The organism is Kamptonema sp. PCC 6506 (assembly GCF_000180455.1).
In the GTDB taxonomy this organism is placed as follows: Bacteria; Cyanobacteriota; Cyanobacteriia; order Cyanobacteriales; family Microcoleaceae; genus Kamptonema; species Kamptonema formosum.
Window position 1 is genome coordinate 26,331 of record NZ_CACA01000295.1, and the last position, 8,775, is coordinate 35,105.

Consider the following 8,775-nt stretch of genomic DNA (forward strand, 5'->3'; position numbering starts at 1 on the left):
CTCTAGTCGATCGCTTTAAATTTACTTCTAATTAAGCTTCGCAGCCAACCTCCTGCTGCCATTGTTGTCAGTCTTTCTACTGAGTGTTTCTTGTTGGCAGTCAATCTGGGTATGCGATACGGATTTGTTCCCCAAAAACCGAGCTTTAAACTTAGGCTATTGTACAAATATCCCGATAAGTAATATTTTGATACATACTTATCAACTTGTTTATTGACAGCGCCATAGGGGTAGGCAAGGTGAGAACCAACTGTTCGATTTGGATCTAAATCTTGAGTGCATTTCCTTAATTTAATTTGAGCCTGCTCTAATTCTCGCTCTACAGCTTTCGCAGAAATCCTGGTTAAATTTTCATGGTTAAGTCCGTGAGATTGGAGGTCATAAAAACCTTTTTCAAAGCCTTCCCGTAACTCTTTACAGTTGGCTTTGTCTAAAGTTTTACCGCGTCGGCCGATAAATCCGGGATTGACAAATAAAACTACTTTGATTTTTTGTCCATATTTATTTTCAAGTCTTTCTAAGATGGGGAGGAGATTTGTATAGACGCTTTTATAGCCATCATCGAAAGTAATCATTACCTTTTTTTGATGACAGTGTTCAGGGGGTAACACTTGACTGGGTTTACTTAGGTAATAATCATAGAGTTCTTGAGTAGATAGAAACCAATAGTTGTCTCGCACTAAATTATCTAAAAAAGCTTCTAAGTCTTGCTGGTAGTAGTCGCTTTTTAATTCGGTTGGCAATGGGAAAGCTCCTGGCTTATTCTGAATATCAACAATATCATGGAAACCAAAGACGGGGATTTTTACTACAAACGTTGCTTCGAGGACTTTGGTAATTAGCAAACTAATAAGGAAGGCAAACAACAGGCTAAACAGGCGCTTTTTGCTGATAGTTTTAAGAGGAAAGATAGGCTTAAAATAACGAGGAAATTTATAAACCAAAAAATTTCTCATTGACAGTCAAAACCTAATTTTTTTTGCAAATTTCATGACTTGGCAAGCCTCTAAATTACTGTGCATCGTTTCTAGAAGATAACGATTGAGATGGTATCGCCCCTTTTACCTACAAGTTGGTCTCCTCAAACGAGGCACTAAGCCTCAAGAACTTCCCTCCACCCCCAACTAGGAGAGAACTCACCCCCCGATAGGCAAACAATATTTTAGAATATCGTAATCTGTAGAGTGTTCTTAAACGCACTTGCCGCGATATACTTCAAAATATAGAGGCTTGTTTTCCGTTTGAATTTTCCCAAGGGCCGGAGCTATGACATCCTATGCAACCTCCACTGCTAGAGCCGAGATGAGTGAGATCCGGCGATTGAAAGGCATACTGCCGCCAGAACTGCAAAGCTGGGTCACAGTAGAAAAGACCGTAGAGGTCAATCCACCCCTGATCCGCAGCGAAGAAATAGGCAAAGACCAAGTAGAAATTCAAATTGACCTGATCCGTTGGGAACAACTAGCAATGGATCAGAGAAATTTGCTATTCTGGCATGAAGTAGCCAGAGTTCAAAACGATACGATCGCCAAAGATGGCTGGGAAATGGCAGCCCTCGCCATCGGCTTAGGCGGAGCAGTCGGCGAACTGTGGGTACAAGACGGCTTACTACTGCTGCTGGCATTAGCCCTCTGCGGCGTGTCAGGTTGGAGGCTCTATCAAAAAAATAATGGAGAGAAAAACCTCAAAGAGGCAGCAGAAGCAGACGAAAAAGCGATCGCTCTGGCCACTCGCTTTGGCTACACCCTCCCCAACGCTTACAAAAGCCTGGGAAGTGCCCTCAAAACCCTAGTGGAGCAAACCTCCAAAAAGCGGCAGCGAGCCAGATACGAAGCACGGCTGCAAGCCCTCAAACGCAGTGCAGCCAAAGCCAAAGCTAAAGTCAAAAGTAGCGATCGCCAAACCGAACAATCAGAAAACGTCTACAACTTATAAATATCTTGGGGAACGGCATCACTTTCAGCCATCAGGTTTCAAAATTACTCTGAAAACTCCGACCTGAGAAATCAGAAGTCGCGTTCCCCCCCCTCCGCCAAAGCCAACTCCCCTCTTGCCTGAAGCGCGATCGCATTTTGTAAGCGATAAATTGATCGACTTATAAAAATTTAAGACAGAATAGGCGATAAGATACTAGCTTGAAATTTGGAATCAAGACTTCATGGTCAGCCAAACCCCAGAGGCAGAGTTTCGGGTAACTTACAAGGGCGAGATTCCCTCCGTTCATTTGCCCGTTCGTTTGAGTGTACTTGAGGCCGTAGCCTTTAAGACCACCTGCCAGCAATTTTTCTCTGGGACTACCATCCCTAGTGAAATCATCCTTGATTTTAACCAGACCACATTCATAGATAGCAGCGGTATCGGTGCCCTCGTTAGCAACATGAAAGTAGCTAGGCAAAAGGGCAGCAACCTAGTGCTGCGGAGAGTCAACCCCCAAGTAATGGCAGTATTTGCCCTCACCAGCCTAGACCAAGTATTGACCATCGAGCAACCCGCCCCCAATGCAAACTCAACAGAAACCCACCATTCAAAAGACAATCAGCTACCGATTACTCATCCCTCAGTACGCTCTTGGGTAAAGCGCCTCATAGACATCGTAGGAGCTTTAGTAGGTTTAGGAATTACAGGAATTTTATTCCTACCAATAGCCATAGCCATTACCATTGACAATCCCGGCCCCATCTTTTTCGGTCAAACCCGTTGCGGGTGGATGGGAAAGCATTTTCGGATCTGGAAATTCCGTTCCATGTGCGTCAACGCTGAATCCCTCAAATCCCAAATCAAAAACCAAGCCTCTGGAGCCATCTTTAAAAACGATAATGACCCCCGGATCACGCGAGTAGGCAGGATCATGCGGAAGACAAGCCTCGACGAACTGCCTCAATTTTGGAACGTACTCAAAGGCGAGATGAGCCTCGTCGGTACCCGCCCCCCAACCCCCGATGAAGTTGAGCGTTACGAGGTTCCCCAGTGGCAACGTTTAGATGTCAAACCCGGCATGACCGGGGAGTGGCAAGTTAACGGTCGCTCTTCCGTGCGTGACTTTGAAGATGTCATTCGCCTGGATTTAAAATATCAACAAAACTGGAGCCTGATGTACGATCTGAAATTAATTTTCAAAACTATAGCAGTCCTGTTTAATAAAAATAGCGGTGCTGTATAGAATTAATGAAAGATGAGCAACTAAGGGTGAAATCTCATCTTCAGGTTCAGAGCAACCTGAAAGATTTAACAGTTGTTTTAGAATGGTTAGAAGAAATTGCACTTCCCCTCCTCCCCCATCAACTATGGTGGCAGTGCCAATTAATTTTAAACGAAGGCTTTACAAATGCTGTCCGCCATGCTCACCACGACTTGCCTCCTGAGACTCCCATTGAATTAGAGATCAAAATATATACCAATTCTTTAGAAATTCTAATTTGGGATCGCGGTCAACCATTTAACCTAAAAGAAAAGTTACAATCCATCTTAAAACAGAACTCCGACCCCTTAGAAGCGGAGGGAGGAAGAGGCCTGATGTTCATAGACAAGCTTACCGACGAACTTGATTATATTCGTACTCCTGACGATCGCAATTGCCTAGTTATGCGAAAAAGCATAACTTGACTATTATTAACTTAAGCAAGAGTTAATACTTCTTAAGTAAAGCGACCCTCTAGACCGTTTCTTTACCGCCCAGAGCGCGGCGCTAAAAATAAATTCGGGTTTAGTCGGATTAAAGATAATAAAGGGTGAATTTTACTCAGTATCTTAGATTTATAGCATTTCTCAAGCAAGCGAGGTACGCCCTAGCAATCAGAAATTAGTAATTAGCAATTATAGCAATCGGCAAGGTGGTTAGGACATTTTAGTTTCCTCAAACCTTTAATTCTATTCCCTTTTTCCTCTTCTTTCCTGAGCATGGGAGCATCGTAGTCCCTCTTTTCCCCTTCTCCCCCATCTTCCCCTATCTTCCTCTTCTTTCCCTAGCCCCTAGCCCCTAACCGCCTTGGCGGTTGCGATATCTGCCAGAGCCCAAGTTAAACTTGTCATCGCTAAACGGGCAAAAGCTTTCACACGCTCGTTTTGGGCAGATTCAATGATTTCAATTACGGTTGTCGGTTGAATAGTCATAGGTAATTCCTGGGCGGTTTCCGCTGAGTCTTCTAACTGAGATTTTGCACAAGATTCCGGTAAGCTAACTATCGGTATTTGATTTAGTTCTGTGGTCATAGTCGGAACCACCTCCTTGAGTTCTTCCAGACATACCACTATCTACAATGATGCTCTATTTCTATCCGGTATTTGGTGATGAAAATTTATGGATACCGTGACAATTCTCTAAACTCTCAGTGACCCATATCACTAAAATCTTATTTTTACTTAATCCTAATTTTTGACCAATACTGGTATAGTTAAATTCACTAGCCAATCATTCAACCGTACTCTCTAGCGGTAATTCAGAGTTTGGCAACTGCAAAACTGAGGGGCAAACAAAAAATGGCAATTTATCTAGATTCCGCTATTATATCTGAAGCTCAAGCAGCGAGTAAGTTCGGTTGGATATCGGGAATTACTACTAATCCCACACTTTTAGCGAAGACAAATTTACCACCAGATACGACACTTCAGAAACTGGCACAACTGATTTCTGGGGAGATATATTATCAGCTTATGGCCTCTGATTTTGAGGGTATGGTAGCAGAAGGAAAAGCGGCATTTGCATTAATTGGACGGCAAACCGTGCTCAAGGTTCCGGCGACGGCGGCGGGTTTCCAGACAGTGGCCTATTTGTCGCCGGAGATTCCTTGTGCGGTGACGGCGATATACGGTGCGTCGCAGGCGGCGGTATCCGCAGCAGCGGGGGCTAAATATGCGATCGCTTATGTGAATCGCGCCACCAGGCTTTTAGGGGACGGTTTCGCCTTAGTGCGGGATATGGCAAGTGTACTCAGGGGAAGCAATACGGAGATTTTGGCCGCGAGTGTGAAATCACCAGCAGAAGCAGTGGCAACTTTACAAGCGGGTGCAAACCATTTGACGCTACCATTTGACGTATTGCAGGCGATGGCAGTTCACGAGTTATCGCAGCAAACTGTTGATGAATTTGCAAAGAATGGTCGGGGAATTTTGGGGTGAGCTCGTGTCGGATTGATTAATTTTTGTATCATTTCCAATTCAAAGTTTGTTCTCGTTACTTTTTCAATATTGGCGCGATCTTGAGTGGTGCGGAAGCGCGATCGCAAACTCAGTACCCACACCCAAAGTTGAATTACAAGTCAATTGATCGCCGTGTTTTTCCACCACAATCGAATAACTAATTGACAACCCCAAACCTGTACCACTGCCGATCGGCTTCGTAGTAAAAAATGGCTCAAATATCTTATTTCGTACTGACTCACTTATACCTACACCATGATCTTTAATGCGGATCGGTATCTTTTCTGGATCGGGAATTTCAGTCCGAATAATAATGGTAGGTTTTCTAATTAATCATGCTCATCAACGTACATTCCCAAACTAATCTTGACTGAACATAACCAAGTAAATATTGCCGCGCTTTCTCTAATATTTGAACGGGAGATTTTCTGATTTCTCCTGACAAAAATTGCCTCCAGTAACAATGTTGCAAATAATCTACTAACCACAATTGAGCTTCTGAATCTAAATTTTTATCAATTTCTCTTGCTAATTCCAAAGCTTCCCGAATGCTCTCAGGTAGCTGCTGCACCTTCCGCAGCAAATTTTCAGGAATATCCCCAAGTTGCTGCCAAATTTCTATTGCTTCGCCGGGACTTCCCTGAGCCATTGCCATGATCTCTGGATGTGATACAATTTCCTGATTTCCAGTTTTCTGTAATACCTGCTTCATGGCATTTTTATCTAACCGATAAAACGGTATTCGTTGACACCTTGATACTAAAGTTGGCAATAAAGATTCAAAGCCAGGGGCAATTAAAATTAGCGTCGCTTTTCCCGGTTCTTCTAAAGTTTTAAGTAATCCATTTGCTGCACTTTCAGCCATTGTTTCTGCCTGTTCTAATACTACGACAGATCGCGATGCTTCTAAGGGTGGGCGACCGAGAAATTGTCCGATTTCTCGAATTTGTTCTAAGCGAATTTGCGGCGGTGCTTTTCGCTTCAATCCTGCGGCTTCTGCTTCTTTTGCTGATAATCGTTTACCTTGATGTAGATAAGTTGGTTCTATCCAGAGCAAATCGGGGTGATTGCGTTCTTGTATGCGTTTTTGGAGAGTAGCGATTGCTTTTGTATCGCCAAAGTTAGTAGAGAATAAAAGCTCAATAAAACACTGAGCTGCTAAACTTCTCCCTACGCCGCGAGTACCAGCAAATAAATACCCAGGAGCAATTCGATTTTTAGCAACTGCCTGAGTTAACAATTCTACTGCTTGATTTTGACTGATGATTGGTGCAAAATAATTCATTATAGTTGTTAATTGTTAGTTGTTAATTGTTAATTTTGGGTTGTTATTAGTTAGTTAGTTGTTATTAGCTTCTGTCATTGCGAACGAAGTGAAGCAATCGCAAGGTCTGTAAGTCGCTAGACAGATATTGTGTGTCATCCTTAGCCAATTCAAGTACAATTCCGCTCAATTAACTTGTATCAACCCTAGAATTGAGTTTAAGCTATTGCGATTGCTTCGCTGCGCTCGCAATGACAACTAAGAGCCAACAACTAACAACTAACCACTAACAACTACCTACTAACTACTAACTACTAACAATTATATCCCCAATCTTTTAACTTGCGGGTGAAAATATGATGAATTTCCTCTGAAACTTCCTCTTCGCTACGATTAGCATCTACCCGGATAATGCGATCGCGATTTGCAGTAGCTAAGTCAGCAAAGCCTTGCTGTACCCGCCGATGAAATTCTAAATCAGCTTGCTCAATGCGATCGCTTACTCCCCGACGCTTCACGCGACGCAAACCTACCTCTACCTCAAGATCCAGCCACAAAGTTAAATCGCTTTGTAACCCCAGCGTTGCAATTTCATTGAGTTGGTTAATTAAACTCAAACTCAAACCGCGACCATATCCTTGATAAGCGATCGTTGAGTCAGTAAAGCGATCGCACAAAACTATCGACCCCTTCGCTAACTCAGGTTTGAGTACAGCCTCGACGTGCTGAGCTCTATCCGCCGCGTATAGCAGTAATTCCGCGCGATCGCAGATATTTTCCCCCCCTGACTCCAATAGTAACCCTCGTAACCCTTTCCCTAAATCCGTACCTCCTGGTTCGCGAGTCACCACAATTTGTGGAACTTTGCAATGGTTCTCCTTTGACAACAACCAAAGCCGCGATCGCTCGATTTGCGTTGTTTTTCCGCTCCCTTCGACCCCCTCAAATACAATTAACTTACCGTCCATTTTCTTATCCTCATGCCCCAATACATTGTTACTGCTCTGTAGTTCTCTGTCTTCTTCGATATGATGGGGAGGTTTGATGCCTCACGCCTGGAGTTTCCTATGGCTCGCTATACTGGTTTCTTTATCGTCGCCGTTCCTATTGAACGCCTCCGGCAATTAGTAATCGAGATTTTAGTCTCTTGCGATCTTGATATTATCTACGATAGTGGAGACTATCTGATGGCTCGCGAACTACCTGGTCAAGTTTCTATTCCTAAACTTGTCACTGCGGAAGTTCTCATTGATAAAAGCTCAAATTCTCAATCAGAAGTCCGCATGGATTTAGTAATAAAAAATGAGGAACTGCCGCTGAAATCTAACAATCACTGCCGTCAAATGTTCGAGCTTGTGAGTGAGTTGATCGTTAAGAACCGTCACTGGCAACTCCTTGAAAGCATGGGAATCTAGATAATTAAAAATTAAAAATAGGATCTCTAATTTTTAATTTTTAATTACTTTCTGGCGTAGTAGCAAAGAGTTGGTCACAACACTTACAGAACTAAAAGCCATAAAAGCACCTGCTGCTGCGGGACTAAGTGCCAGACCGAAAGTTGGGAGCAAAATGCCAGCCGCGATGGGAATTCCCAAGATATTATAAGCAAAAGCCCAAAACAAATTCTGCCTAATTTTGTTGAAAGTAAGACGACTTAGGTAAATAGATTCGACAACATCACCTAAAGTATCTCGCATTAAGACTATTTGAGCAGTTTCTACTGCTGCATCTGTACCTGCTTGCATCCCAATCCCGACATCTGCTTGAGCCAAAGCGGGGGCATCATTAATACCATCTCCCACCATTGCTACTTGATGACCTTCAGCTTGCAAAGCGGCGATCGCATCTGCCTTACCTTGGGGTCTAACTTCTGCGAGAATATCATCAGACCCGATATCTAATTGTTGCGCGATCGCGAAAGCCACCTCTCGCCGATCGCCCGTCACCAGCATTACCCTCAATCCCATACTTCGCAACTTCTCTATAGTTGTTTTAGCATCAGGTCTGAGAGTGTCACTAACAGCAATTACCCCCACGAAAACGCCTGCTACAGCCACATAAACCAAAGTTTTGCCTTCGAGAGAGGTGAGCGAAGACATCTCTGCGAACACGCCATATTGCCTCAACCAGTCGGCATTACCTGCAAGTACGCGATCGCCCTCTACCAAAGCCGAAATCCCTAAACCCGGTTCCGTGTAGAAATCCTCAGCCAAAAGCAGAGATAAACCTTGCTGTCTAGCTTCCTGCAAAATCGCCTCAGCCAAAGGATGAGAAGTACCACTTTCTACCGTAGCCGCAATTTGTAGCAACCATTGAGCATCAGAAATCGGCAATTCTTCATTTTTCCCCCCTTCTTCCTCCCCTCTTCCTTCTTC

General features: G+C 43.7%; 11 protein-coding genes. 5 read left to right on the top strand and 6 right to left on the bottom strand.

Annotation, left to right across the window (positions count from 1 at the left end; all coding sequences use genetic code 11):
• Window positions 1-2: 2 nt before the first annotated feature.
• The gene (locus OSCI_RS17085) at window positions 3-956 is read right to left on the bottom strand and encodes a polysaccharide deacetylase family protein (RefSeq protein WP_019486876.1); all 954 of its coding nucleotides are present in this window, start codon (window positions 954-956) and stop codon (window positions 3-5) included.
• Between the two features lie 310 nt (window positions 957-1,266).
• Between OSCI_RS17085 and OSCI_RS17090 the strand changes: the two genes are divergently transcribed.
• From OSCI_RS17090 to OSCI_RS17100, 3 genes are all read left to right on the top strand, one after another.
• Window positions 1,267-1,935, top strand: a complete 669-nt coding sequence (locus tag OSCI_RS17090) for a DUF3318 domain-containing protein (protein WP_007356302.1) — start codon at window positions 1,267-1,269, stop codon at window positions 1,933-1,935.
• A gap of 223 nt (window positions 1,936-2,158) precedes the next feature.
• A complete protein-coding gene (locus tag OSCI_RS17095; protein WP_007356303.1) occupies window positions 2,159-3,160 on the top strand; it encodes a sugar transferase in 1,002 nt (333 codons plus the stop codon).
• Between the two features lie 5 nt (window positions 3,161-3,165).
• Window positions 3,166-3,603: an ATP-binding protein gene (locus tag OSCI_RS17100; RefSeq protein ID WP_007356304.1), complete on the top strand. Its 438-nt coding sequence runs from the start codon at window positions 3,166-3,168 to the stop codon at window positions 3,601-3,603.
• A gap of 366 nt (window positions 3,604-3,969) precedes the next feature.
• Here OSCI_RS17100 and OSCI_RS17105 read toward each other — a convergent pair whose 3' ends face one another.
• The gene (locus OSCI_RS17105; protein WP_007356305.1) at window positions 3,970-4,209 is read right to left on the bottom strand and encodes a hypothetical protein; all 240 of its coding nucleotides are present in this window, start codon (window positions 4,207-4,209) and stop codon (window positions 3,970-3,972) included.
• A gap of 267 nt (window positions 4,210-4,476) precedes the next feature.
• Between OSCI_RS17105 and OSCI_RS17110 the strand changes: the two genes are divergently transcribed.
• A complete protein-coding gene (locus OSCI_RS17110; protein WP_007356307.1) occupies window positions 4,477-5,115 on the top strand; it encodes a transaldolase family protein in 639 nt (212 codons plus the stop codon).
• Window positions 5,116-5,178: 63 nt separating this feature from the next.
• On the opposite strand, the gene OSCI_RS28615 is transcribed toward OSCI_RS17110, so the two are convergent.
• From OSCI_RS28615 to tmk, 3 genes are all read right to left on the bottom strand, one after another.
• Window positions 5,179-5,466 carry a sensor histidine kinase gene (locus tag OSCI_RS28615; protein ID WP_083811316.1) on the bottom strand — a complete coding sequence of 96 codons (288 nt, stop codon included), beginning with the start codon at window positions 5,464-5,466 and terminating at the stop codon, window positions 5,179-5,181.
• Window positions 5,462-6,421, bottom strand: coding sequence for a DNA polymerase III subunit delta' (locus tag OSCI_RS17115; RefSeq protein ID WP_007356309.1), 960 nt, complete (start codon window positions 6,419-6,421; stop codon window positions 5,462-5,464). The genes OSCI_RS28615 and OSCI_RS17115 overlap by 5 nt, the downstream gene beginning before the upstream one ends.
• Window positions 6,422-6,714: 293 nt before the next feature.
• The gene (tmk, locus tag OSCI_RS17120) at window positions 6,715-7,368 is read right to left on the bottom strand and encodes a dTMP kinase (protein WP_007356310.1); all 654 of its coding nucleotides are present in this window, start codon (window positions 7,366-7,368) and stop codon (window positions 6,715-6,717) included.
• Between the two features lie 99 nt (window positions 7,369-7,467).
• On the opposite strand from tmk, the gene OSCI_RS17125 reads away from it, so the two are divergent.
• Window positions 7,468-7,815 carry a hypothetical protein gene (locus tag OSCI_RS17125; RefSeq protein WP_007356311.1) on the top strand — a complete coding sequence of 116 codons (348 nt, stop codon included), beginning with the start codon at window positions 7,468-7,470 and terminating at the stop codon, window positions 7,813-7,815.
• A gap of 33 nt (window positions 7,816-7,848) precedes the next feature.
• On the opposite strand, the gene OSCI_RS17130 is transcribed toward OSCI_RS17125, so the two are convergent.
• Window positions 7,849-8,775 (bottom strand): HAD-IC family P-type ATPase (locus OSCI_RS17130; protein ID WP_157135577.1); only part of this gene is annotated, 927 nt, incomplete at its 5' end.